General features: G+C 35.1%; 17 protein-coding genes, 1 tRNA gene and 5 pseudogenes. 18 read left to right on the top strand and 5 right to left on the bottom strand.

All coding sequences use genetic code 11. The features are described 5' to 3' along the window. Positions 1-7 precede the first annotated feature (7 nt). The 5 genes from I6E70_RS01605 to I6E70_RS01585 form a co-directional block, all read right to left on the bottom strand. Positions 8-841 (bottom strand): MBL fold metallo-hydrolase, encoded by an 834-nt coding sequence (locus I6E70_RS01605; protein WP_197187885.1) that lies wholly within the window; start codon positions 839-841, stop codon positions 8-10. Between the two features lie 9 nt (positions 842-850). Then, positions 851-6,979 (bottom strand): Ig-like domain-containing protein, encoded by a 6,129-nt coding sequence (locus tag I6E70_RS01600; protein WP_197187884.1) that lies wholly within the window; start codon positions 6,977-6,979, stop codon positions 851-853. Between the two features lie 39 nt (positions 6,980-7,018). Beyond that, the gene (locus I6E70_RS01595) at positions 7,019-8,140 is read right to left on the bottom strand and encodes a FecR family protein (protein ID WP_007582324.1); all 1,122 of its coding nucleotides are present in this window, start codon (positions 8,138-8,140) and stop codon (positions 7,019-7,021) included. A 12-nt stretch (positions 8,141-8,152) separates the two neighbouring features. Next, positions 8,153-9,478 (bottom strand): surface lipoprotein assembly modifier, encoded by a 1,326-nt coding sequence (locus I6E70_RS01590; RefSeq protein ID WP_197187883.1) that lies wholly within the window; start codon positions 9,476-9,478, stop codon positions 8,153-8,155. A gap of 483 nt (positions 9,479-9,961) precedes the next feature. Continuing rightward, positions 9,962-10,037 (bottom strand) — tRNA-His (locus tag I6E70_RS01585). Between the two features lie 283 nt (positions 10,038-10,320). Here I6E70_RS01585 and I6E70_RS01580 point away from each other — a divergent pair. The 18 genes and pseudogenes from I6E70_RS01580 to I6E70_RS01490 all read left to right on the top strand — a co-directional run bounded on the left by I6E70_RS01580 (position 10,321) and on the right by I6E70_RS01490 (position 26,562). Then, on the top strand, positions 10,321-11,139 hold the full coding sequence (locus I6E70_RS01580; RefSeq protein WP_007582322.1) for a mechanosensitive ion channel family protein: 819 nt from the start codon (positions 10,321-10,323) through the stop codon (positions 11,137-11,139). Between the two features lie 185 nt (positions 11,140-11,324). Further along, on the top strand, positions 11,325-12,107 hold the full coding sequence (locus I6E70_RS01575) for a DUF481 domain-containing protein (protein WP_007582317.1): 783 nt from the start codon (positions 11,325-11,327) through the stop codon (positions 12,105-12,107). Positions 12,108-12,229: 122 nt separating this feature from the next. Beyond that, positions 12,230-13,660 (top strand): annotated as a pseudogene (locus tag I6E70_RS01570) (SLBB domain-containing protein); the annotation flags it as partial. A gap of 44 nt (positions 13,661-13,704) precedes the next feature. Continuing rightward, positions 13,705-14,688, top strand: a complete 984-nt coding sequence (locus tag I6E70_RS01565) for a Wzz/FepE/Etk N-terminal domain-containing protein (RefSeq protein WP_231612764.1) — start codon at positions 13,705-13,707, stop codon at positions 14,686-14,688. A gap of 10 nt (positions 14,689-14,698) precedes the next feature. Then, positions 14,699-15,628: an exopolysaccharide biosynthesis polyprenyl glycosylphosphotransferase gene (locus I6E70_RS01560; RefSeq protein ID WP_197173096.1), complete on the top strand. Its 930-nt coding sequence runs from the start codon at positions 14,699-14,701 to the stop codon at positions 15,626-15,628. Further along, on the top strand, positions 15,629-16,276 hold the full coding sequence (locus I6E70_RS01555) for a glycosyltransferase family 2 protein (RefSeq protein WP_197187882.1): 648 nt from the start codon (positions 15,629-15,631) through the stop codon (positions 16,274-16,276). Continuing rightward, a pseudogene (locus I6E70_RS01550) lies at positions 16,230-17,132 on the top strand (SLBB domain-containing protein); the annotation flags it as partial. The gene I6E70_RS01555 and the pseudogene I6E70_RS01550, both read left to right, overlap by 47 nt. A 90-nt stretch (positions 17,133-17,222) precedes the next feature. After that, positions 17,223-18,206, top strand: coding sequence for a Wzz/FepE/Etk N-terminal domain-containing protein (locus I6E70_RS01545; RefSeq protein WP_231612764.1), 984 nt, complete (start codon positions 17,223-17,225; stop codon positions 18,204-18,206). A 10-nt stretch (positions 18,207-18,216) separates the two neighbouring features. After that, positions 18,217-19,050, top strand: a pseudogene (locus I6E70_RS01540) (sugar transferase); the annotation flags it as partial. A 143-nt stretch (positions 19,051-19,193) separates the two neighbouring features. Then, a pseudogene (locus tag I6E70_RS20885) lies at positions 19,194-19,388 on the top strand (SLBB domain-containing protein); the annotation flags it as partial. Positions 19,389-19,459: 71 nt separating this feature from the next. Next, positions 19,460-19,858, top strand: a pseudogene (locus I6E70_RS01530) (polysaccharide biosynthesis protein); the annotation flags it as partial. A gap of 96 nt (positions 19,859-19,954) precedes the next feature. Continuing rightward, positions 19,955-20,284, top strand: coding sequence for a glycosyltransferase family 2 protein (locus tag I6E70_RS20595; RefSeq protein ID WP_231620023.1), 330 nt, complete (start codon positions 19,955-19,957; stop codon positions 20,282-20,284). Positions 20,285-20,416: 132 nt separating this feature from the next. Beyond that, entirely contained in the window at positions 20,417-20,881 is a 465-nt protein-coding gene (locus I6E70_RS01515) for an adenylyltransferase/cytidyltransferase family protein (RefSeq protein ID WP_197187879.1), read from the top strand. 159 nt (positions 20,882-21,040) lie between these two features. Beyond that, positions 21,041-22,270 carry an oligosaccharide flippase family protein gene (locus tag I6E70_RS01510; RefSeq protein ID WP_197187878.1) on the top strand — a complete coding sequence of 410 codons (1,230 nt, stop codon included), beginning with the start codon at positions 21,041-21,043 and terminating at the stop codon, positions 22,268-22,270. Positions 22,271-22,386: 116 nt separating this feature from the next. After that, on the top strand, positions 22,387-23,475 hold the full coding sequence (locus tag I6E70_RS01505; RefSeq protein WP_197187877.1) for a CDP-glycerol glycerophosphotransferase family protein: 1,089 nt from the start codon (positions 22,387-22,389) through the stop codon (positions 23,473-23,475). 29 nt (positions 23,476-23,504) lie between these two features. After that, a complete protein-coding gene (locus tag I6E70_RS01500) occupies positions 23,505-24,737 on the top strand; it encodes an O-antigen polymerase (RefSeq protein ID WP_197187876.1) in 1,233 nt (410 codons plus the stop codon). Continuing rightward, positions 24,734-25,579 (top strand): glycosyltransferase, encoded by an 846-nt coding sequence (locus tag I6E70_RS01495; protein ID WP_197187875.1) that lies wholly within the window; start codon positions 24,734-24,736, stop codon positions 25,577-25,579. The genes I6E70_RS01500 and I6E70_RS01495 overlap by 4 nt, the downstream gene beginning before the upstream one ends. Beyond that, positions 25,576-26,562, top strand: a complete 987-nt coding sequence (locus I6E70_RS01490) for a glycosyltransferase (RefSeq protein WP_197187874.1) — start codon at positions 25,576-25,578, stop codon at positions 26,560-26,562. Before I6E70_RS01495 ends, I6E70_RS01490 begins: the two co-directional genes overlap by 4 nt. Positions 26,563-26,573 lie beyond the last annotated feature (11 nt).

The following is a 26,573-nucleotide window of genomic DNA, read 5'->3' as shown; positions in this document are numbered from 1 at the left end:
TGATAGACTAAAAATCAAAAACTCGTCCTTCTCGGCCGCATTCTATTTTTACCTGTTGAGCGTACTGCGTGTGTAAATATTTTTCTATAGCTAATAACTGTTCATCGGTTCTTGATGGATCGTGGCTAATAATAACCACATTTTTAATACTCGCTTTTATCGCAAGCTCAGCCACCTGATCTATGGTGCTATGCCCCCAACCATGTTTAAGAGGCAAGTCTGCATCTATAAATTGAGCATCATGAATTAGTAAATCAGCGCCTTCAATAAAATTGACCCATTCGCTAATACTTGTGTTTGCTTTTTCTGGCGGATTTAGCTCATTGTCGGTAACGTAAGCCACCTTTTTATCATCCGCTTTAATACAATAAGCAGTACCACCGCCAGGGTGATTTAGTGGAGCAGTCGAAACCAAAAAACCATTAAGTGTAAATTGCTTTTGAGACGATAAATCAGTATTAAGCGTAATATTGGCAGGTAAATCCTGATAACACACAGGAAAGTACGAACCACTCATTTGCTTTAATATGGCATCTTGGCTTTTTTTATCATCAACGTTGCCAGCTACAATGGTTATATTGCGGTTGGGCTGGTAGATAGGTTTAAAAAAAGGAAACCCTTGAATATGATCCCAATGATTGTGCGTTAGCAAAATATTGATAGGACTTTGTGTTTCTAGTAAACGTGCACCGAGTTCTACAATACCGGTACCAGAGTCTAAAATAAGATCTCTACCGTTGTTTTGTTCAATGTACACACATGAGGTATTTCCCCCAAAAATGTGTGTATTACTTCCAGCTGAAGGCATCGAGCCTCTAACACCAAAAAATTCAACTTTCATAATTTAAGACTAAGCTCCATCTGCTTCAAAATTGAATTTAGAAATACTAACATTGTTAGAGTTAGTGTCATTACAGGTGCTGCTTACAACAACTTGGGTATCATTTTGTAAGATGATTGAAGTAAATACATGTGTACTGGCACATTGGCTTGCTTCATAAAATCCGGCACCACTGGCTCCAAACGTATTATCTAAAGTACCGTCAGTTAAAATACGCGCTAACATTCCTTTATTATTGCCCATACCAACTAAAACAATATTGTTGTTGCTATCAAAAACGGCACTTTTTACTTCGGTATCCCCCGTTGAAGCTAACGCGTATTGGCCTAACGGATAGCTGTCATCAATTACTCCGGATGCAAGTAATCGGGTAATACTGGCTTTATTAGGCGTATCTACAATGTTTGCAATTAAATATAATTTATTTGATTCGTCGACTAAAACTTTTACCATTTTATTCTCGGTATCAGTGGTTGTTTCACCTGTGTATTTGTAGGTTTGCTCGCCGTCGGAGTCGAGCTTTAATGCTACTAATTTTGAACTGGCACCTGATACAGATTTACCACCAATAAAAATATTATCATCATTAATAAAAACACTTTCATAATATTCAAAAGGTATTCCTATAATTGTTCCATTACTACCAAAGTTATCGTCAAGTGTACCGTCAGAATCTAGCATCATGATAAACGAGCTAGGGGTATCAGCTATAACTACAGAGCCAACTGCAACAATGTCGCCATCATGAAGTGCTAAATCAGTTAAGTTAAGCTTTTCAGCACCTGAAATAGTAGTATAGTAAATACCATCACTGGCGAATGAGGTATCTAAATCACCATTTTGATCAATTTTAGCTATAAAGCCCTCTTCACCGTCAGTTTTGCTTTTAGATCCCGCAATAAATAAGCTTCCGCTATTGTGTTCAACCAACGCTATATTAGATGCGCTTAAATCTATGGCAATTTCTTTATGGCCACTTTCGCTAAAGCTAGTATCGATAGCACCCGCACTCGTAAAGCGTGTTAATACTAACTTAGTAATTGAGTCCGATTTAGCCGTTGATGCAAGAATATACTTACCGGCATGAGGGTCATTGCTAAGTTGTAAAACGTGCATTGATTGATCGTCAGATTCTGCGCTTATAGTATCAAAAGCAAGATAACCAACGTCTGCAAAGTTGGTAAATAATGTGGCTTGCTCGTCAACTGCAGCAACAAATGGTTTGGTGGTTGAGTCGTCAACAACACCCGATATCCATACAGTATCATTAGCATCTATAGTTGCTGATTTGGCAAATTGTTTTCCATTGATATCTGAAATGATATTAATACCTGATGCACCATAAGTACTATCAAGTGAGCCGTCTGAAGTTAAAATACGGGCAGAAAATAACTTTTCGTTAGCTGAAACACCGGTAGTGCCAGATAAAGTAATTCCATTTTTAATTGGCTCGTATTTTACGCCTGTTACGTTCGCGCCACCATTACCTGCACCACCGTTACCATCAATATCGTAAATAGCAGTACCTGCATCACCAAAACTTGTTATAAGAGTACCCGTTTTATCAATAGCCAAAACCACGGCTTCTTTTTCACCACTGTTATGAGTTATGTAACCACCTGCAAAAGCTGTAAATTCGGTGTTTTTAGCGCCGCCAATTGCAAATAATTCGTCATCTTTATTATTCTCAGACAAGTCGAACGATAATGCTGCGCTACCATTAAAACTTCCGTTGTTTTCACCATCAGAAATTAAATAACGAATAAGTACGTCTTTATCGCCAGTTGCACTTGTTACACTGCCTGCAACCATAAGATCAGAGCTATTGAAGTTTTTAATAGCAAACGCTTCGTCATCTCTATTAGCACCGCTCACATCGACAATTTTAGGGCTTCCGGCTTCATAAGCGAGTGTAGATATATCGTATTTTATCCATAAGCTATCGTCGTCGTTACCATTAAATGACTTACCAACAGCTTGAATTTTATTGTCGCTAAACTCAAGGTCATTAATAACGAGAGTGCTTGCTAATGCGGTACAGTGAATACCTGAATTATTATCTCCAGAGTTATTACTTAATACGCCAGCGGTATTCATTTTCAACAAACATGCTTCGGTATTTGTGCCATCAAAGCTAGTGTAAGCAACAAAGAGGCTTGTACCATCAGAAATAATAGCAGTTGCTTCTTCATCATTTTCTAAATCTAATACTTTAACGCCATCACTGTTAAATGCTGTATTTATTACACCACTCGTTGTATAGGAAGCAATAACAATATCTTTGTCGCTGTTATTACTAAAACCTACAAAGTAAAGGTTATTATTTAGCTCAATACTGTCATTAAATTCACCACTTGAAAAAACACCCGAAAGCTCAAGTTCACCTGTTATAGGACGACCAAATGTTTCATCTTCAACAGGAACTAGAGGCTCCGCATCATCAGTGACATCAATTATTATATTAATAGTCGTTGTTTCGTTAGGCGTACCATCGTCAGTAATAGCTAGGCTCAATATGTACTGAGGAGTTGTTTCAAAATTAAACGGGCTTTCACCTTTTACAGTTAATAAGCCAGAATCATTATTTATTTCGAATATGGGGGCACCACTGAGCAGGGTGTAACTTAAATTTTGGTTCTCAATGTCTGAGGCACTAACAGTCCCAATAGTGTCACCATCGGTTGCGTTTTCGCTAATATTAAAACCTTGGTTTGACGCAACTGGAGCATCGTTAATAGGAGTAATCGTAATTGATAAACTACCAGTATCTGTAGCGTTATTCCCATCATTTACAGTATAACTGACAACAACAATACCGTTGGTATTTGCAGCCGGTGTGTACTGTAGTTTGTTATTGACAACGGATACTGAACCGCTATCGGCTGACGCTGCTGTTATGCTTAGGCTATCACTATCAGCGTCTGTATCATTAATCAGCACATCAATGAGTAGCGGCGCAGCATCTTCATCCATAGTCGCCGTGTCGGCATTTGCAATGGGTTCATCGTTTACGGGAGTAATAGTAATAGATAGTGTTGCTGTACTGGCACCACCGTTGCTATCAATTGCCGTATAAACAACAGTTGTGAGTCCATTTGAGTTAGCCTCCGGTGTATATTGAATTTGATTGCCAACTACTGAGACCGAACCAATATCAGCTGAGGTTGTACTGATAGTGAGGCTATCGCCATCCACGTCTGAGTCATTTGCCAATACGTTTATTAGTATCGGCGCTGCATCTTCAGCCATGGTAGCCGAATCGGCGTTTGCTATTGGATCATCGTTTACGGGGGTAATAGTGATAGTTAACGTTGTTGTACTGTCACCACCGCTGCTATCGCTTACAGTATAAGTAACTGTTGCTACGCCATTGTCGTCGGCTGCCGGTGTATATTGAATTTGATTGCCAACTACTAAGACCGAACCCGTATCTGCCGAGGCTGCACTGATAGTGAGGCTATCACCATCCACGTCAGAGTCATTTGCCAATACGTTTATTAGTATTGGCGCTGCATCTTCATCTACTGTCGCTGAGTCTGCGTTTGCAATAGGAGTATCGTTTACAGGAGTAATAATTATTGATAAGTTTGTAGTTGCAGTACCACCATTACCATCACTTATTGTGTAGCTAATAATTGCTGTTCCATTTGTATTAGCGGCAGGCGTGTATTGGATTTTATTATCAACAACAGATGCAGAACCTATATCTGCAGTAGCAGCTGTTATTGTAAGAGTATCGCCATCAATGTCGGAGTCGTTAGCTAGTACGTTAACTAATAACGCAAGAGCATCTTCGTTCATCGTTGCTGAATCAGTATTTGCAGTAGGGGCATCATTGACGGGTGTCACGGTAATCGTCACACTTGCTGTTCTGTCGTTTATACCTTCATTATCAGTGCTATAGCCATCCGTAATGGTGTAAGTTAGTACTATCTCACCTGAAAAGTTTGCTGGTGGAGTAAACTGTATTTTCCCGGCGACAATAGTCGCTTCTCCAGCAATATTTTCTATGTTCGAAATACTAATCGTATCGCCATCTGCATCAGTGTCGTTAGCTAGCACGTCTAATAAAGATGCAGAGCTGTCTTCGTCTAACGTAAATTGATCGTTATTGGCTTCTGGAAAAGTATTAACGCCGCTTTCACTTAATGTTACTTGAGCTGTTGCAGTTAAGCCTTGCTCATTTGAAATTGAATAAGTAAAGCTATCTACACCAATAAAACCTAAGTCTGGTTGGTAGGTAAATGAACCATCAACTTTTAATGTAAGCTCGCCATTTTGAGTTGCATTGATTGCCGTGGTGTTAACTGATAAATCGCCAGCCTCAATATTAAAATCGTTAATTAATAAGCCATTTAGTACTGTTACTTCAAATAGTTTATTTTTACTAAATTGATAGGTATCATTTTGTGCGACAGGGCTATCGGGTTCGCTGTTTATTACTAAAGTTACTGTGGCTGTAGAGGTTGCACCTAATGAGTCGATAGCTTGATATTGAAATTGATCAACACCATTAAAATTAGCATCCGGCACATAACTAAAGCTGCCATCAATTGCTAATAATAGTTGGCCATGTGTTGGTGCCACAATAAATTTTTCATCGACTGAAAAACTGTCATTATTTGGGTCAGTATCGTTACTAAGCACACCATTGGCTGCTGTAACCACAAGTGTTTCATCTTCGCTTAAACTATAGCTATCATTTTTTGTTACAGGGGCTACGTTAGTGTTTGAGCTTACAATAGTTACATTTGCAATAGCCTGAGCACCTTGTGCATCAACAACTCTATACTGAAAGCTGTCTTGGCCTTGCATGTTCTGCTCGCCTTGGTATTCAAAGCTACCATTATCAAAAAGGGTTAATTGTCCTCTTGTCGGTTCGCTAACAGGCGTTGTATCAACAGTTAAGTTATCTAAATCAATATCGCTATCGTTAATAAGTAAGCCAGGCGATAGGACAACTAAGGTTCCATTGTTTGTAATGTTATAAGTATTATCAAGCGCAATAGGGGCGTCGTTAACAGCTAAAATAGTTATCTCTACAACTGCGGTATCTGTCATACCTAACTCGTTAGCAACTTGATAGCTAAAGGCATCTTCACCATTAAAGTTTGCAATAGGGATATAAGTAAAATCCCCATTTTCATTTATATTAATGGTGCCATGCTGCGGTAGAATTAATGCATCTGCATTTACACGTAAATCGCCACTGTATTGATTCGTATCATTTGTTAGAACGTTGCCTTGCAGAGTTTGATCTTCATTTATCTGAAACTGATCGGCATTAGCTTCTGGTGCAAATGCAAGCTCTCCACCCACTGGTGCTATGTTTATTATATTAGCAAAGCCACTTTCACCACTGCCATCAATACCGGTAATAAGTACTTGATAACTTTTATCTGTAAGTGACTCGGTAATGCTTAATGCAGTATCTTGAATACTTAAAAATTGTTGCCCGTTTTCTAATTCATTAATATTAGTAGATGAAACTCCAGCTTGAGTTGCAATATAAACGTTATAACGATTAAGTTCGGGGTTAGCTTGCCACGAAAGATTAATATTATCTTCGTCTCGCTGAGCTGTAACACCTTCAATTTGATATGGTTGCCAGTTAAAAGTAATTGCATCAGCAAGGACTTGATTATTTAAAGTGTCAGTTATCCATATTTCTAGGCGTATCTCTCCTGGAATTACGCCATAAAGCACAGGGCTGAGGCCTATAATTGATTTTTCGTAGTCAAAACCACAATCAGAAGAACACAGTGATATGCTTTTATTGACGCTAGGGAGCACTAAACTAACTTCAGCAATGCCATCAGTATCCGAAGCTTCAAGTAAAAAAGAAACGTTGCCTTGCACAGTTTCGTTTGTTTGTGAAAAAACAATATTAGCGCGTGTATTAGCTATGCTTGATCCAACAACACCTCTACTTGAAGTGACAGCACCTAAAACTTTTGTATTTTTGGTTTGATTGCTCGCTATAACACCAGCCAAATTTATATAGCTAGTCACCGTTGGCGTTACTACTTCAGCCGTAGGTGATTGTATTGTCTCTTGAGCAGGGCTTTCTTCTGAGCCTCCACAGGCACTTAACAAAAACACCATAGAACCAAGCAAAAATATATTTTTTGCTGTCATTTTAAATACTCCATAATAAAAGCTTTGTATCCAATGTGTTTATGGTTCTAATTTAAAAGAACCGCTAGCATTTACATCAGGATTATTTATTTCGTTAAGATTAAAGTTGCCAGTAATATTGTCTAAGTCATTCAAAAATATAGCATCAACATCGCCCTCGGCTTTATTGTTGCCATGGGATGCAAATGTAACGGCTAAGTCAAGTTCGCTTAAATTTATTAAACCGCTGTAAGCCGCATACCAATTTCCGCCCGCGTCATTAAAACTAATTTCGCCATCAGGCACTGTGCCATTATCAAAATCAACAGCCATAGTCATAGCAAAGTCAGTAACAGCACCCACACTCGAATTTACATTAAAGCTTGATGCTTCATAGTTAAATACACCTTGGCGCTGAGCTATTTGATCGACTAAAGATGCGCTGCTAACTGTTTGAAATTGTTGTTCAGAATATATATCCATAGTATCTGTATCTGCTTCAAAAGCATTTACTTCAACTTCAGTTACAGATGCTTGTTCAGTCTCTTCTTCGTTGTCATCTTTAGGGTCGATCGTTACTATATTTTGATCAAACACACGTGCGGCACGCGTCGTTTTTAATACTTCACCAGAGGCTGTAATTTGTGCAAACGAAAATGCCTCGTTATCACCCAAAGAAACCACGCTATTATTTTCTAACGTTAAATCTATTGCGCCATCCCATACAGCTAAAAACACATTGCCTTCAACGAGCTGAACTTCAAAATGTGTTCCACGTATACCAATAGAGCCAACAGGGGTTTTTACATTATAAGAGCCGCCATTTTTTTTAATCACACCCGAAATAGAGCGTAAACCACCTTTAAGTAACTCAATAGAAGCAGAACCTTGTTGGGTATTATCATCAAATTCATAGTTAGCAATATTTAGTTCTGAATTTTCTTTTAAAGCGATTAAACCACCATCCGACATTGAAAATTGCGCTTTGCTTTTCTCTCCAGTCGTAATGCGATCTACACCAAAAACGGTATCTCTGCGCTGCAACTGCCGTTGTTGTTCAGAGCTTCCATCAACCGCTAGTACAGAGCCTCGCGCTAAAATAGTTTTACCAGCAGGATCATTTGCTTGTGTATAAAAACTTACACAAAGTAAAGTGGTAATTACAGGGAGTAAATGTTTCATAAATACCTTAAATTAAAATGAGTAAGAAGCGCTTAAATTGATATCTAAACGGTCATATTCGAATAAAGAAATATTACTGGATTTATCTTGATAGTTGGCAGCCAACTGTATTGCTAAATCACGATTAACTAAGTAGCGAACAGAAGTTGAGAACATAAAGAGGTTATCGGCACGTTCTTGTAAAAATAAAGGGTGATCATCTTTATAATTAATCCATTGGTATCCAGCAAGAGATAACAACTGCCAATGTTGAGCTAGTTGAGTGTTTACTTGGTAGTACAAACTCGTAATATTACGGCTATTAAATTCACCTTCAGTAATATCGGCTTCTTCATTTTTAGCGTTAATGCTTAAGCTTTGAAACCAATTTCGAGTTGCGTAGCTAGCACCCGCATTTATCGCATAAAATGAGTTATCGAGCTTTTCATCAAATTTATTGTTTAAAACACCCGCAGTCGCAGAGCTAAATAAATTAACTTGTGTATTCAGCTTATAACTAGCACCTGCTGTTAAAGCTGATTCAGTACGATAAAGATCGCCATCAAGCATTAATGGAGTCGTCGATACTTGTGCAAACAAACTTATGTCATTTTGTTTATATTGATAGGCAGCACTAATATGCGCATTTATACGATCGTATTGGCTGAGTTCTGCAAACTTGTACCACCCGGTATTAACGCTCAAAGTGATTAAACTTTTTTGATCTATGGGGTGAGAGTACTTTCCTCTGTAATTTAGTCGCGCATAGTTGTCTTGCGTACTTTTACTTTCTGGCGATAATGAAAATTCACCAATATTAGGAATTATAATCGTATTTTCTGCCGTACCAGCATTTACGTTGCCATCAACGCCAAGTGCAAGCTCAATATTTTGCTTATAAGAACGCCCAGCTTCTTGCTTTTTAAATGTGGTTGTATCAAGTAACGACTGTGCCGAAGACTTTATGTTATTAGGTGTGTTAGGTGAGTTAATCAGTATTAAAGCTTGAGTATCGGCAGCAGGTAAATTATTAACGGTTAAATAAGCACGAACTAAGTACAAGCGAGCTTCATACCATCTAGGGTTGTTTTCAACCACGCGTTCAAAAGCAAATACAGCAGGTGCCGCATTTCCTGTTTTAAGCGCAGAGACCCCAAGTAAAAAATCATAAACAGGCTCACCTAAGTATTGAAATTCACTGTTACTTTTTTCGTAAGCCTGAGTATATTTCTTTTCAGAAACTAATTTTTGCAGTTCAATCAATAGATTATCATATTCATCATTGCTTTGAGCCAATGAGCTAAAACTTATTAAGGCCAAATAACTACATAGTAAATTTCTTAAAAGCTGTTTAATCATGCTTAATTTTATATCCCATAGGAAGTTTGATGTTTTGTAATAAAGTGATGTTATACCAATCTGCTTATATGTGAGGTCTATTTAACGTTAAGAAAATCACGCTAGAACTAGGCGAAAATTTTTGTATCTAGTTGTTCTAAATAAAAATTTTTAACAACGTTTTAGTGAAATTTAATTCGTTAAGTTGCTCAAATATTTATGCAGGTTTGGTATTAGTACTAGAAATCTAGCACTTTTTGTACTTAAGTACAGCCAATGTAATCACATTGGTTAAATAAATGTTATTTAATTGCAGGCTAAATACTTGCTTAATAAATCTTCAAGTTAAACTAATTAAAAAGGGAGAGGTTGCTGATAAACTAATTTTGCTTAAAATATTAATTAATTTGGGTAACAAAGCTTAGGTATGCTGTATAGAATATTAAAAAATATAATTTAGGGGAATTATTAAAATATAAATAAGGGTATTACTAGGAGAAAAAGTGGGGCGATTGACGGGGCTTGAACCCGCGACAACCGGAATCACAATCCGGGGCTCTACCAACTGAGCTACAACCGCCACTACACACACCTTGTTTGGTGTGGCGCGCATAATACATAAAATAATAAATGTTGTGAAGTCTAAAAGTGAAATAAATTAAAATAATTTAAATAAACAAATTTAATCAGTGTTGGACAGCTAATATTTACGGGGATCAGGTAACATATTTGTCGCATAACCTTCGCGAAAAATCGAATATAGGCGACTTTAATAGTATTAATTCATTATTCTATGAGAATAAATTGTAAATTAATGTATAATAATGCTCGGAAAACGCTTAATAAAAACATTTGGAGTAAATATGGATTCAGTACTTAATTGGCTTAACGATAACTCAGGCCTAATCTTACACTACGGTATACAAGCTGTTGTTGCGCTTGTTATCTTTTTACTTGGTAGTCGTATCGCTAAGTTTTGTTCTAACTTAACTGAAAAAGGTTTTGCTAAAAAGAAAGTAGATAAAGCTGTAGGGTCGTTTGTTTCAAGCATTGTGTACACACTTGTATTTGCTGTTACTATTTTAATGGCACTTTCGCAAATTGGTATTGAAACAACTTCGTTCATTGCTATTTTAGGTGCTGCAGGCTTAGCTGTTGGCTTAGCATTACAAGGTTCATTATCTAACTTCGCATCAGGCGTACTTATTATTTTACTTCGCCCATTCAAGTCTGGTGACTTTGTTGAAGCAGGTAATAAAATGGGTACTGTTAAGAAAATCGAAATATTCTCAACTGAACTTCGTACTCCAGATAATAAAGTAATCATCGTACCAAACTCTCAAATAATGTCAGGCGCTATTACTAACTTCTCGCGTGAGTCTACTCGCCGTATCGATTTAGTTATTGGTGTTAGTTACGATGCTGATTTACGTCAAGCAAAAGAAGTATTAAAATCTGTATTAGATGCAGAAACACGCATACTTAAAGACCCAGCTTATACAGTAGCTGTATCTGAGCTAGGTGATTCTAGCGTAAACTTTGTTGTTCGCCCTTGGGTTAACGCTGCTGATTACTGGCCTACTTACTGGTCATTAATGGAAAATATTAAAATTGCATTAGATGATGCAAATATTGCAATCCCATTTCCACAAATGGATGTTCATTTACACAAGCAAGACTAATTTTAAATAGTTATTTAATTAAAGTTATCTTTAATTGTTTTAGTGATAAAACGGCTATTAGACATAAAATTTCATGCAGTATTTGCTGCATGAAATTTTTTACATTATTACTTAGCTGTTTAGCTTGCTCTAACAAGTAATGCTTTAATAAAATAGATATACATTTATACAAAGGTTATTTTTTAATGAAATTAAAGCTTTTATCAGTTTTAGTTGCAGCATCTGCTGCAACAAATGCATTCGCTGCAGACGCAGATCAAAAAACGTGGGAAGTTACCAGTGAACTTGGTGCTATTATCACAAGTGGTAATACAGAAACGACCACACTCAAAGGTGGTATTAAAGTACAGCACAACCTTGAACACTGGAACAACGAATACAAGCTAGATGGTATCTACAAAGAAGATGAAGTTGAAGATGCGAATGGCGACAAAAATAAGCAGCGCACAAATGAAAAGTACTCGATTTCAGCGCAAGGTAATTACAAATTAAATGAAGATCATTCTCATCTATTCATTTATGGTTCACACGTTTCAGATTATTTTGGAGCATATAGAAGTGAGTCAGTAATTTCTGCAGGTTACGGTCTACGTTTATTAAACGAAAAAACAATGTGGTTAAGTGCCGAAGTTGGTCCTGGTTATAAATATTTTGAATACCCAGATGACAGCACTGAAATAGATGATAACGGTAACTCTCTTGCTGGCGAGTTTGAAGGCGAAGTAATTGCCTTAGGTAAATTAGATTACAACTGGCAAATTTCTGAGAGTGCACGTTTTACTCAATTAGTTGCTGTAGAGTATGGTGATACAAACACTAAAACTCGTTCAGAAACTGCATTGCTTGCAAAAATAAACGGCTCATTACAAATGAAAGTCGCTTTTAATGTCACTAACAACTCAGATGTTGCTGACGACAAAGAAAGCACTGACACAGAAACATCATTTACTCTGGTTTACAGTTTTTAACCAATGTAACTAAGTTAATGACACTAAAGTGACAAAAGGGACGAAAGTCCCTTTTTTATTTGCTCAAAATTAATGTATTATAGCCACCAATTTTGGTTGTAGACCTAGGGATATACCTACTCGTGAAAGTTTTTACACAATTTATTAGTGCTTTTATTCTACTTTGTAGTTTTAGTACTTTGGCTTTTACGCCAACAGCATCTCAAATTGAGCAATTTAAAAAGCTGCCCAAAGCTCAACAAGAAGCTCTCGCAAAACAGTATGGTGTTGATATATCAACGATCACCGGTACAAACCAATCTAATAATCAAAATAATACAGAGCAACAAAATAGTATTGGCGAGCGCGCAGAGCCAGGAAAAGAAAAGCTAACAGATGAAGAGCGCTTCAAACCAAAAGCAGACGAACTAAAACCATATGGTTATGAGTTATTTGCAGGTGAACCCACCACATTTATGCCAAGCGAAAATGCCGCCGTGGCTGACACCTATATAGTAGGGCCTGGCGATCAGCTTAAAATCAACTTATATGGGAAAGAAAGCGAAAGTTTTGAAGTCCTAGTTGATCGTGAAGGGCGTATTAGTATTCCAGATCTAAGCCCGGTAGAGGTCGCGGGTTTAACATTCGCTGAAATTAAAGAACTAATAAAAGTAAAAGTAGAACAAGAGGTTATAGGCGTAAAAGCTTTTGTATCGCTTGGTCAACTTCGTAGCATGCGTATTTTAGTGCTAGGAGAGGCTTACAAGCCGGGTAGTTATAGCGTGTCTTCATTAACAACTGTTTCGCACGCACTATTCGTAAGCGGTGGTGTGTCAGACATTGCTTCTCTTCGTAACATACAGGTTAAACGAGCTGGTAAGGTAGTTGCAAATTTTGACCTTTACGACTTACTTATTAATGGCGATAGTAGCAACGATATAGTACTAAAGCCTGGTGATGCTGTATTTATACCATCAGTTGGCGCTCAAGTAAGAGTTGAAGGTGCGGTTAAACGCCCTGCTATATTTGAACTTAAAAAAGGTGAGTCAGCTAAGCAATTGTTAGCTATGGCAGGAGGTCTTAAACCAAAGGCATACGCCAAAAGCGTAATTGTAGAGCGCTTCAACTTCGATCGTAAAGAAGTATTGTCAGTAGACTTTTCAAAATCTCAAATTAATTATATTCCACAAGATGGCGACAGTATTCGCTTCAATTCAGTTAGTTCTCAATATCAAAATTCAATAAGCTTAATCGGTGCAGTTGCGCGTCCTGGTAATTATCAATGGCACCAAGGTAAACATATTTCAGATGTACTTAAATCAGTGCGTGGTGACTTACTACCACAAGCAGATTTAAGCTACGGACTCGTAATTCGTGAAATCAATATAAATGGTGACATAGAAGCTCATCAGTTCGATGTAGCCCAAGCTATTATCAAAAATTCAGAGAATGACTTACAGCTTCAAAGCAATGACAAAATTGTTGTATTTAGCCGTTTTGAAGAAAAAGAAGCCGAGCTTTCTGCATTAGCAAATATGGCTCTTAGCCAGGATCAGCAAGAGCAGCAACAAAAAGCNTTGTGTATGAGTAAGATAAAAGTATTTATAAAGAGATTTAAATGCGTAACAAAATGGCTTTAGATGAGCAAAGCACTTTGGTAGAGACAAAAGCATCACTTGATGATGAGATTGACTTGAGGGAGTTATTCATAACATTGTGGAAAGAGAAATTTAAAATTATTTTTATTTCTATAATATTTACCACTTTTTCAGTTGTGTACTCCTTAAGCCTACCTAATATTTACAAGTCGGAGGTTTTATTAACTTCTGCAGAGCAAGATAGTGGTGGTGGCTTATCTTCAATTGTTGGCCAACTAGGCGGTATAGCTAGCTTACCAGGCGTTAAGTTAGGAGATAACGCTGGCTCTAATAGTAAGTTACTAGCTATTGAAATTCTTAAATCTAGGCAGTTTAGTGCTGAATTTATTCAAAACCATAATATATTAGCAGATCTGATGGCTGCTAAATCATGGAACTTAGCGAGTAATAAAATTACTTATGATTCTGATATTTATGATCATGACACAGACACTTGGATTCGAGAGGTAAGCTTACCTTTCAAGGCAAGACCTTCTCCATTAGAAGCTCATGAAATATTTAAAGATATAGTAAATATTAGTGAAAATGAAGTGACTGGAATGCTTATATTATCAGTAAAGCATATATCCCCTTATATAGCTAAACAATGGGCAGACTGGCTGGTTGAAGACATCAATAAAGTCATGAAAGTACGTGATGTATCTGAGGCTGAAAAAAGTACTGCATTTTTAGTTGAGCAGTTAAAAGAAACTAACATCTCAGATATGAAATCAGTTTTGTACAGACTTATCGAAGAGCAGGCAAAAACTATAATGTTCGCTAATGTTAGAGACGAATATGTATTTAAAACAGTCGATGCTGCCATAGTTCCTGAAAAAAAAGCCGAGCCTAGTCGTGCTCTTATATGTATCTTAGGTGCTTTATTAGGTGGAATAATTGGAGTGTTTATTGTTTCTCTTAGGTATTTAGTCAAAGGCTCTGAAAAGAGAAGTTCAAATTCATAGGTAATTTTTCGTGAAAAGATTCAAATCCAATAAACAAGTTTTAAAACAGCAGCGCATTTATGTTTATTGTCCTCAATATAGAGAGGGCGAAATCAAAAGCATTATTAATAAATATGGCTTTGAAGCAATATTAAATGATTATTCTGTTAAAAATTTTAGTCTAAAAGTTATTTGTCATTTTGAAAGTGCTAGCTTTGAAAAGTGGGAAAAAGATTACCTTGTTAAAGCAACCGAATTAGGTGCCTGGGTTGAGCCTTTAGTTAGTTATTTAGATAGAAGAATGGGCTTTACCGAAGTTCAATTACTTCAAAGCAGTTATTTTTTGCATCAAAAAGCATTTACTATTTTATCTACGAAAAGAACACAAATAGCTAAAAGAGTAATTGATATAATCAGTGCAATTTTTTTACTGATTATTACCCTACCTATAATTTTAATAACAGCTATCTTAATAAAAATAGAAAGCAAAGGACCTGTTGTTTATAAACAAAAAAGAACAGGTCAATACAACGAAGAGTTCAAAGTAATAAAATTTCGCTCGATGTACTCTGATGCAGAAGCAAGCGGGGCTCAATGGGCTAAAAAGAATGATAATAGAATAACTAAAATTGGAAGGTTCATCAGAAAAACAAGAATAGATGAACTGCCTCAGTTTATTAATGTACTGAGAGGTGAAATGTCGATGGTGGGACCTAGACCTGAGCGTGAAGTCTTTATAAGTGATTTAGAAAAAGTTATAAAATATTATCGCTTTAGACATGCTGTAAAACCAGGTATTACTGGTCTAGCACAAATAAGCTACCCTTACGGGGCTTCAGTTGAGGATGCTGTTTGGAAACACAAATATGACATTCACTACATTAAGCACCATAGTACTTTTGTTGATTTAAAAATTATGATTAAGACTATCAAAGTGGTCATTTTTGGTATGGGGCGTTAAATGCAAGAATTAGTTTCTATAATAATGCCTTCATATAACGCAGAGAGGTTTATAGAGGAAAGCATTAATTCAGTACTATCACAAACATACCAAAACTGGGAGTTGTTAATTACTGATGATGTCTCTAAAGATAATACGGTTGCTATTGTTAAACAATACGCTATAAATGAACCGCGTATTCGACTAGTTGAAAAAAGTAATAATGGTGGTGCAGGCGTAGCTAGAAATGATTCAATATTAAGAGCTAAAGGTCGGTATATTGCTTTTCTGGATTCAGATGACTTATGGGTGCACGAAAAGCTAAGCAAGCAAATAAGCTTTATGCAGAATAACAACGTGCCTTTTTCGTACACGGGCTACCAAAAATTTACTGGTGATAAAAAGCTACTAGGCGAGATTATTCCTCCAGCTGAAATAACATATAACGAGCTACTCAATAGTAATGTAATTGGTTGCCTAACAGCTATTTATGATTGCCAAGCGATAGGTAAGCAATACATGCCTACAATTCGAAAGCGACAAGATATGGCCCTGTGGCTACATATTCTTAAATTAACTCCTAAAGCTGTTGGTCTACAAGAGTCACTAGCTCACTACCGAGTTGNAATCGGCTTATACCAAACAAGCCGAAATTACTCGCATGATTGATGGTGATTCTTCAAAGGTTGAACATTTAAAAATAAACTTTGCCCAAGCAATGAGCGGTAATACAAAAAACCGTATTAAACTACAAAGTAAAGACAGCCTGAATGTATTTACAATTCCAAATTGGCAAGAAAACGTAAAAGTAACCTTAAAGGGAGAGTTTAAGTTCCCAGGTACTTATACCATTCGCCGAGGCGAAACTTTGAGTAACTTATTAGAGCGTGCAGGTGGTTTTAGCAACTTTGCTGAGCAAAAGGCTGCAGTGTTTATTCGCCAGTCAGTAAAACAACAAGAGCAAAAGCAATTAGCACGTTTAGCTAACGAGCTGCGCCGTGATGTAGCTGCAAAAAGTTTTCAGGATTCTGTAGGTAGTAGTGCACTTTCATACGACGAAATGAATAAGCTACTTAGCGATCTCGCCAGTGCAGAAGCAGTAGGGCGTTTAGTTATCGATCTACCATTAATTGTTAAAAACCACCAAAACTTAGTACTGCAAGATGGCGATGCACTTTATGTCCCAAGCAAGCGCGACTCAATTAGCGTAGTAGGCGAAGTTAATTACGCAACAACACATTTATTTAAAGCAGGGGTAAATGTAAATGACTACCTTGAGCTCAGCGGTGGCTTAAAAGAGCGAGCTGACGAAGACCGAATTTACATCATAAAAGCAAATGGCTCGGTTACAATTCCTAATAAGGGTGGGTGGTTTGCAGCAAATAATACAGACCAATTAGAACCAGGCGACACAATAGTAATACCAATGGATACAGGTCATATGGATAAGCTAACGCTTTGGAGTACTGCAACGCAGATACTTTACCAGCTAGGCGTAGCAGTCGCAGCGATTGGTAGTCTTTAGTTGTACTAATTTTAACTAAAAAGTTAATACAGATTGTTTTATAAGGACATTGTGTATGAGTAAGATAAAAGTATTTATAAAGAGATTTAAATGCGTAACAAAATGGCTTTAGATGAGCAAAGCACTTTGGTAGAGACAAAAGCATCACTTGATGATGAGATTGACTTGAGGGAGTTATTCATAACATTGTGGAAAGAGAAATTTAAAATTATTTTTATTTCTATAATATTTACCACTTTTTCAGTTGTGTACTCCTTAAGCCTACCTAATATTTACAAGTCGGAGGTTTTATTAACTTCTGCAGAGCAAGATAGTGGTGGTGGCTTATCTTCAATTGTTGGCCAACTAGGCGGTATAGCTAGCTTACCAGGCGTTAAGTTAGGAGATAACGCTGGCTCTAATAGTAAGTTACTAGCTATTGAAATTCTTAAATCTAGGCAGTTTAGTGCTGAATTTATTCAAAACCATAATATATTAGCAGATCTGATGGCTGCTAAATCATGGAACTTAGCGAGTAATAAAATTACTTATGATTCTGATATTTATGATCATGACACAGACACTTGGATTCGAGAGGTAAGCTTACCTTTCAAGGCAAGACCTTCTCCATTAGAAGCTCATGAAATATTTAAAGATATAGTAAATATTAGTGAAAATGAAGTGACTGGAATGCTTATATTATCAGTAAAGCATATATCCCCTTATATAGCTAAACAATGGGCAGACTGGCTGGTTGAAGACATCAATAAAGTCATGAAAGTACGTGATGTATCTGAGGCTGAAAAAAGTACTGCATTTTTAGTTGAGCAGTTAAAAGAAACTAACATCTCAGATATGAAATCAGTTTTGTACAGACTTATCGAAGAGCAGGCAAAAACTATAATGTTCGCTAATGTTAGAGACGAATATGTATTTAAAACAGTCGATGCTGCCATAGTTCCTGAAAAAAAAGCCGAGCCTAGTCGTGCTCTTATATGTATCTTAGGTGCTTTATTAGGTGGAATAATTGGAGTGTTTATTGTTTCTCTTAGGTATTTAGTCAAAGGCTCTGAAAAGAGAAGTTCAAATTCATAGGTAATTTTTCGTGAAAAGATTCAAATCCAATAAACAAGTTTTAAAACAGCAGCGCATTTATGTTTATTGTCCTCAATATAGAGAGGGCGAAATCAAAAGCATTATTAATAAATATGGCTTTGAAGCAATATTAAATGATTATTCTGTTAAAAATTTTAGTCTAAAAGTTATTTGTCATTTTGAAAGTGCTAGCTTTGAAAAGTGGGAAAAAGATTACCTTGTTAAAGCAACCGAATTAGGTGCCTGGGTTGAGCCTTTAGTTAGTTATTTAGATAGAAGAATGGGCTTTACCGAAGTTCAATTACTTCAAAGCAGTTATTTTTTGCATCAAAAAGCATTTACTATTTTATCTACGAAAAGAACACAAATAGCTAAAAGAGTAATTGATATAATCAGTGCAATTTTTTTACTGATTATTACCCTACCTATAATTTTAATAACAGCTATCTTAATAAAAATAGAAAGCAAAGGACCTGTTGTTTATAAACAAAAAAGAACAGGTCAATACAACGAAGAGTTCAAAGTAATAAAATTTCGCTCGATGTACTCTGATGCAGAAGCAAGCGGGGCTCAATGGGCTAAAAAGAATGATAATAGAATAACTAAAATTGGAAGGTTCATCAGAAAAACAAGAATAGATGAACTGCCTCAGTTTATTAATGTACTGAGAGGTGAAATGTCGATGGTGGGACCTAGACCTGAGCGTGAAGTCTTTATAAGTGATTTAGAAAAAGTTATAAAATATTATCGCTTTAGACATGCTGTAAAACCAGGTATTACTGGTCTAGCACAAATAAGCTACCCTTACGGGGCTTCAGTTGAGGATGCTGTTTGGAAACACAAATANCAGAACAGTGGCATAAGTTTGAGCAAAAAGAATTTGAAAAATACGTTGGTGTAGTGAATAACTCCAAGCTCAAAAGCGGCCAAGGCAACTCCATTGAACAGATAACCGAAGGTAAAATTAATAAGCTAGATCTTAAACGTTATACATTTTTTAGTCGTCACAACATACTAACACCTATAATTGAAAAACTTAAACGCCAAGCTTCTACTGAACAAGCCATCCAGCTAGTAGAAGTTAACGGTAGTGTTACTTACCCAGGTGTTTACCCACTAACCATTGGTGGGGATGTGGCAGACCTTGTGACCGCCGCGGGCGGCCTACTTGANAAGCGTTATCAAGTCTTTAAAACATTTTGTGATCTATGCCTTAAAGGGCTACCTAAAATACAAGAAATAAGCGAACCATGATGGAAAACATACTTAAGCTAATTGGACGAACAGAACTTTTATTTAAAAGTGACATAGCAATTAACGAGCTGAAATTATCTGAAATAGTCTCAAATTCAAAATTTCTTGTACTAGGTGGAGCAGGCTCAATAGGCCAAGCCGTAACAAAAGAAATTTTCAAACGTAATCCAAAAAAGCTTCATGTTATTGATATTAGTGAAAATAACATGGTTGAGTTGGTTCGCGATGTTCGTAGCTCGTTTGGTTATATAGAGGGTGACTTTCAAACATTCGCACTTGATATTGGCTCAGTTGAGTATGATGCATTTATAAAAGCAGATGGCCAATATGATTATGTATTAAACTTGTCTGCACTTAAACATGTTCGTAGTGAAAAAGACCCATTTACATTAATGCGTNATGACATTCACTACATTAAGCACCATAGTACTTTTGTTGATTTAAAAATTATGATTAAGACTATCAAAGTGGTCATTTTTGGTATGGGGCGTTAAATGCAAGAATTAGTTTCTATAATAATGCCTTCATATAACGCAGAGAGGTTTATAGAGGAAAGCATTAATTCAGTACTATCACAAACATACCAAAACTGGGAGTTGTTAATTACTGATGATGTCTCTAAAGATAATACGGTTGCTATTGTTAAACAATACGCTATAAATGAACCGCGTATTCGACTAGTTGAAAAAAGTAATGGGGCCTATTGGGCACTTTTTATAAAAAGTACAAAAACAAGCAATTACAATGAGATAGTTAAAAACGACTGTCTCATTTTAGAAAAAAGTGTCTCAGGCTGTAGCTCAATAACTGAGCTCTGTAATTGAAATTAATCTCAGCTGTAACTTTAAATAAAAAATTGAAGTTTAAATTTTTGAGAAATACCAAAAACTAAATCCTATTCAAGGTGTGATCCAATATCTTTATTTGTAAGATTAGAGTGATAAAAAGAGGTTTAAGTGAAAACAGTAATTACATATGGAACATTTGATTTATTCCATGTAGGTCACATTCGGCTTTTAAAGCGTCTAAAAGAGCTAGGCGGTAGGCTTATAGTTGGTATTTCATCAGATGAATTTAATAAGGTTAAAGGTAAGATATCCTTTTATTCATACGAGGAAAGAGCTGAAATAGTATCTAGTTGTAAATATGTAGATGAGGTTTTCCCTGAAAACGACTGGGATCAAAAAAGGGGGGATATAATTAGATATGATGCCGATATTTTCTCTATAGGTGATGACTGGCAAGGCAAGTTTGATAATCTGAAGGATATTTGTGAGGTGATTTACTTGTCAAGAACGGCAGATATTTCTACAACAGAAATAAAATGTGCATTATCAAAAATAGATTACAAAGAACTTGATCGGGTTGAAAAATCATTGCATGAGGTTATATCTATTGTTAGAAGTTTATCTGATAGATAAAGATTAATTTTTGCTACTAGGTATAGTTATTCTTTTCACCCGAAATATTTACTTTACTCATTTTTGAAAATGGGGAGGGTCATCGGTAGCCTTTAATGTTAAGTTATAGTGCTAAAGTAGCTGTAAACATTTACCAATCTATAAAGCTAGGACGAACAAGTGGGTTTGAGACTTAGGCGTTTGCTAGAACACAGTGTTACAAAAAATTCGTTTGCACTTATTTTTCTTCAGCTCTTTGCTGTAGTGGCCCCTTTATTAGTTTTTCCGTATCTTACACGCATGCTAAGTCTAGAAAATTTTGGTTTAGTTATGCTTGCAATTTCCGCATGCTCGATGGCTTTAGTATTTACAGACTTTGGTTTTAATTTATCTGCCACTTATCATGTTTCTAAGAAAAGAAAATATAGAAAATACATATCGCAATATATAGGAGCTATTTTTATATTAAAAATACTATTAGTATTAGCTTTATGTATACTAATTTTTTTCTATAATATATTTTTCGGCTCGATAGACGGAATGTTTGTTTTATCAATTATATTTAATATTGCAGCCCAAACATTTTTTCCGACGTGGTTTTTTCAAGGTATTGAAAAAATGAAGAATATAACTATTTATATGCTCTTTTCAAAAATTTTATTCGTAGTGTTGATATTCCTTTTAATTGACAAAGAGTCATTACCAGAAGAAATAATGTTTATCTATGCTATAAGTAATTTTTTTGCTTTATCAATAGCCTTTCGTTGTATCTACTTATCAGGTTATAGGGTTTGTTGGCCGAAAAAAATCAGCTTGGTTAGAGTTTTTTCTAATAGCGTTCCATTTTTTATATCTAGGGCTTCAGTTGCGCTTTATACATCAGCGAGCACATTTTTAGTTGGTGTTTTTTCTGGAACGCAACAAGCTGCTATTTACGGCGCTAGTGAAAAGTTATTTCTAGCATCTCAAAGCGTTACAGGTCCGATAGCCCAGGCTCTATTTCCATATATGGCTAAAAATGGAGACCGAAGATTAATATTTCTAATTCTCGGACTGGTCGGAATACCGCTTTCATTAATTGCTGTTATTACGGGAGTTTGGGCTTCAGAAATTATGTCTTTTATTTTTGGGCCTAAATTTTACGACGCAGGGCAGTTATTACAGATATTTCTAATTGTAACGATTGTTAATTTTATTTCAGTAATTTTGGGTTATCCAGCATTTGCTAGTATCGGAAAGGTCAGTATTGCGAATAAAACTGTCGTGTTTGGGGCTGCAATCCAATCTGTATTCTTATTTTTACTTTATATTTCCGATTTATTTTCCGCTCTCTCTATTGTGCTTACAGTACTTTTTACTGAAACTTTAGTTATGTTTTCTAGAGTAATTTTGTATTTAAAGCATCGCTAATACAGGTAGTCAGGATCATATAAAAGTTAATATAATTAACTCAATTCTGTTAGCTATTTTAAAATTGTAGGTTACGTTTGTTTATAATGATTATAAAGTCGATATTTAAGTGGTTTTTGTTAGGACCTATTTATATTTTTTCATTCCTAATACCAAAATGCGACAAGGTTTGGTGTTTCGGTGGGTTTGGCGATAAATATAGTGATAGTAGTCAAATACTTTTTGAGTTTGCTTCAAAAAAAAATAATTTCATTTGTGTATGGATTACTGGTTCTAAAGATTTGAGGCGAAAGCTAATCTCAGATGGGTATAAGTGTGAATTACGATATTCAATAAAGGGGATTTTATACCAGTTGATATCTAAAAAGTATATTTACTCTTGTTATATAAGTGATATTAACTTTTGGACATCAGGAGGGGCTATTAAAATTAATTTATGGCATGGTATCCCTTTAAAGAAAATAGAACACGATATAGTGAAGGGGCCGTTATCAAAAGTATTTAACCCAACGAGTAAATTTTCTTATTTATGTTCGCACTTAATATATCCAGCAACAAATGTCATATCTGATGTGGTTTTTTATTCATCTGAATACGAAAGAAAAATTTATGAAACAGCCTTTAAGCCTAAAAAAATGATAAAAGCGTTCTCCCCAAGAAATATTAGCATATTAGATAAGTATAAAACGGAATCTTCCACTAAGGCTTATAAGGTTTTATTCGCTCCGACTTGGAGAAGTTGTGGGGTTGAGTTAAATTATGAATTTAATGATGCGATCATAACTGAAGTATATAATTTTTGTAAAATTAAAAAGTTAAAATTAGATATTTCAATCCACCCAGCGTCAAATTACATGGTGAAAGATAATATACAATACACTAGTGTTTCGGGTGGTAATTTGAAACTAGATGAATATGAATTGCTTATCACAGACTTTTCATCGATATGCTTTGATTTTTTTCTAGTCGGGAAGTCTGTATTGTTTACGGCAAATGATTTGGATTTATATAATAATTCGGACAGAGGTTTTTATCGAGATGCATATGAGTTCTTAGAAAAAAATATTATAACTGAGCTTGAAGCTCTAAGAGTGAATTTGGATACTTACAGCTCTGGTGAGAGATACTCTGAAAGCTTTGTAGCATTTGATAAAGATGCTATTTCTAATGTTGAGGCTTTCTTTGGGGCAATAGAGTGCCTTTGATTTGTGTAAAAGTTAGTTTAGGAATTTAAATGATTATTTTGGGATTAATTTTTACAGTTATCATATTTGCTTTCGTCAAGAGAAATGTAGCTGTTTGGCTAAATCCATTTTTTTATTTTATCGTATTATTTATTATTTATTGTTTATTGCCGTCTTTGATCTTTTATTATTTTGAATATAATCCTTCAAATGCAAATGATATAACAATTTTAAAAAACTTAAACTATGTAATATATAATGGGTATGTTTTCTTTTTTTTCTCACTCTTTATTTTGTTCAAAAAAGAGAATGTTAAAACGATAAGGCTCTTAAATGTTAATACAAAATTTATAATTAAAGTTTGGCTTCTTTTTGTTTTTATTTATTTATTACTTTTTCTTATAACTTCTCCCTCTATTATTTCTTTATGGCAAAGTCGGAGAGTCTCAGCAGATTATTGGGCTGATTTTAATAGTCAGTATAAGTTTGTTACTTTTTCGTATATGGTCATTTCGGCGGTCACCTATTCAGTAATTAAAGAAGGTAAGCCTCATTTATTGTTTTTACTTATCCCATTTGTTTTTTTTGATATTTTAACAACTAGTCGTAGTTTATTGCTCTTTTGTTTATTAGGCTTTGTTTTTAATTGGGTCGCTGTCGGAAGAAAACCCCCAAATCTAACCGTATTTATTTGTTCTATATTGCTTATCTCGATTGAGTTTGTACGAGGCCTTTTTGCTTGGGGTGAGTTAGCCGCGTACGATTCTATTTTAATAACATTGATGCCTAAAGAGGCTTTAAACACAACAATGTCATCTTTTATAGTAATGGAGAGTAATGTTAAAGTTGAGTCGCTCCCTTTCTTATTTGAAGTTATATCTAATTTTTTTAGACCAGGTGTTTTCAGTGGGCTTTATGCAGATAGTATAAGCTCATTCAGAGATATTTTAGATGCGGAAAGTCAATTTGAATTTGGTTTGGGTGGTTCGATGCTATCTGAAATTTATGCATTAGACTCAACTCTAATCTATTATTTATTTCCTTTTATAGTATGTGCTTTTTTTTGGGGGATTCATAAAGTTTCAGAAAAATTAAATTTTCTAGGTATTATTTTGAATCTGTATTTGATTACTCAAATTTACAGTATGTATAGAATAGGCTTCTTTGTTAGTGTTCCTAACATTATTTATTACATTATTTATTCATTTTCATGGTACTGGATATTGTCGATTTTACTTAGAAATAAAAATCAAGTTATATTTAGGGAGGTGCGTACTTTATGAAACAAGAGCCAAGGATAAGTGTTATCCTGCCAGTCTATAATGGGCAGGATTATATACATGAAGCTATTTCTAGTATATTAAATCAAACGTTTTTAAACTTCGAGTTAATTATAATTAATGATGGTTCAACCGATCAGACAGACTCTATTATAAAATCCTTTACTGATTTAAGGTTACGCTATTTGTCTCGCGAAAATAAAGGCTTAGCATATACTTTAAGAGAATTAGTTTTTTTAGCTAAATCAAATTTGATTGCAAGAATGGATGCAGATGATATTAGTGAGAAAAATAGACTTGAATTACAATATAATAGATTCAAAAATGATCAAGAACTTGTATTGGTAGGGGGAAATGTTCGATATATAGATGATGAAAATAATTTGTTAGGTGTCAGTACATCACCCACTATAAATAAAGCTATAAGAAATAAACTTAGAAGTGGAAATATAATTTACCACCCAACAGTAATGTTTAAGAAAGATATTTATTTAAAAACAGTTGGTTATAGTCAGGTGATAGACAAATATATTGAAGATTACTTACTGTGGGTTGAAATTATACAGTATGGTAAAGTTGAGGTTATAAAAGACATAGTTCTTTCTTATAGAGTGCATGCGAATGCGATTAGTAGTACAGCTCCTAGTGGATTGAGCGTATTAATATCCAAAATAAATACTAATGGTGGCGCGTACCCTGGATTGAAAGAAGACTACGCAAGGGTGTTGCGTAACAAAACTGAAATACAAGAGCGGTTTTCAGGAAGAAAGTTGAATAATTTAGTTCGTAATATTATTATTTTTCTTAAAAATATATACTTTTCATTTAACAAAGGTAGTTTATGAATAGGGTTTTCATTAATGCGACCTCAGCTAAAAAAGGTGGAGCCTTGACTATTCTTAATAGTTATTGTTCAGCTAAGAAAAATGATAATGATAATTTTTATATAATATTCTCTCCATTAAAGCCGAACGAACCTCCTTTAAATTGCCGTTGGATTAAATATGAAACAAAGGGTTTTTTCAGTTTAATGTTTAACATTTTTCTTAGTTGGTTTTATTGTCAATGGCATCGCTGTGATAAAATTATTAGCTTTTCAAATGTAAACACTATTTTTCATGTAAATAAAAAAGTTACTTACTTTCATAATGTATTAATTTTAAATCCAAAATCTTTTAAATATAAAGTTTTGAATTTTATTTTGCATTACTTTAGAAATGACAGTGAGCTTTTTATTTTTCAAACTCCATATGTAAAAAAAATGTTCGCTAAAACCTTTGGGAATTTATATTCATACGAGATATGCTGGCCAGGTTTTTGTCCTGTTCTCCCCAGTCAGTTTGACGCTTTAAAAGTTTCAAGGTTGAAGTTGTCAGGAAATAATAAAGTACTTGTACCAATCTGTAATATTGAGGAAAAGCATAAAAATTTTGACTTAGTGGTAAGTTTGGCATCTGCCAACCCCGACATTCAGTTTAATGTAACATGCGCAGAACTAGTTTTAGATATTTATCCAAATATCATTTTTATCGGAGAGCTTACTAGGCATGATTTTATTGAAGCAATCCGGCAGTCAGACTGTGTGTTGATTACATCAACCTTAGAAACCGTCTGTCTCCCTATATTCGAAGCTATTCAGTTAAATATACCAGCTCTAGTCTTTAAAAGTGACTATTTACTAGGTATATATGAAGTTTTTGGTGAATTAAATGGAGTATTCCAATTTGATTCTGTTGATAATTTTTTTGATCGGTTTGTTTCTGCTACAAAATATGAGTTTGATCATAAAAAATGTAAAAAATACTTGATAGGAAATTGGGATTTTTAATAGGTAAAATT

The sequence above is a fragment of the Pseudoalteromonas sp. NGC95 genome (genome assembly GCF_015864705.1).
In the GTDB taxonomy this organism is placed as follows: Bacteria; Pseudomonadota; Gammaproteobacteria; order Enterobacterales; family Alteromonadaceae; genus Pseudoalteromonas; species Pseudoalteromonas arctica.
Note: the sequence above shows the minus strand (reverse complement) of the source record. Positions and strands in the feature narration are given on the sequence as shown.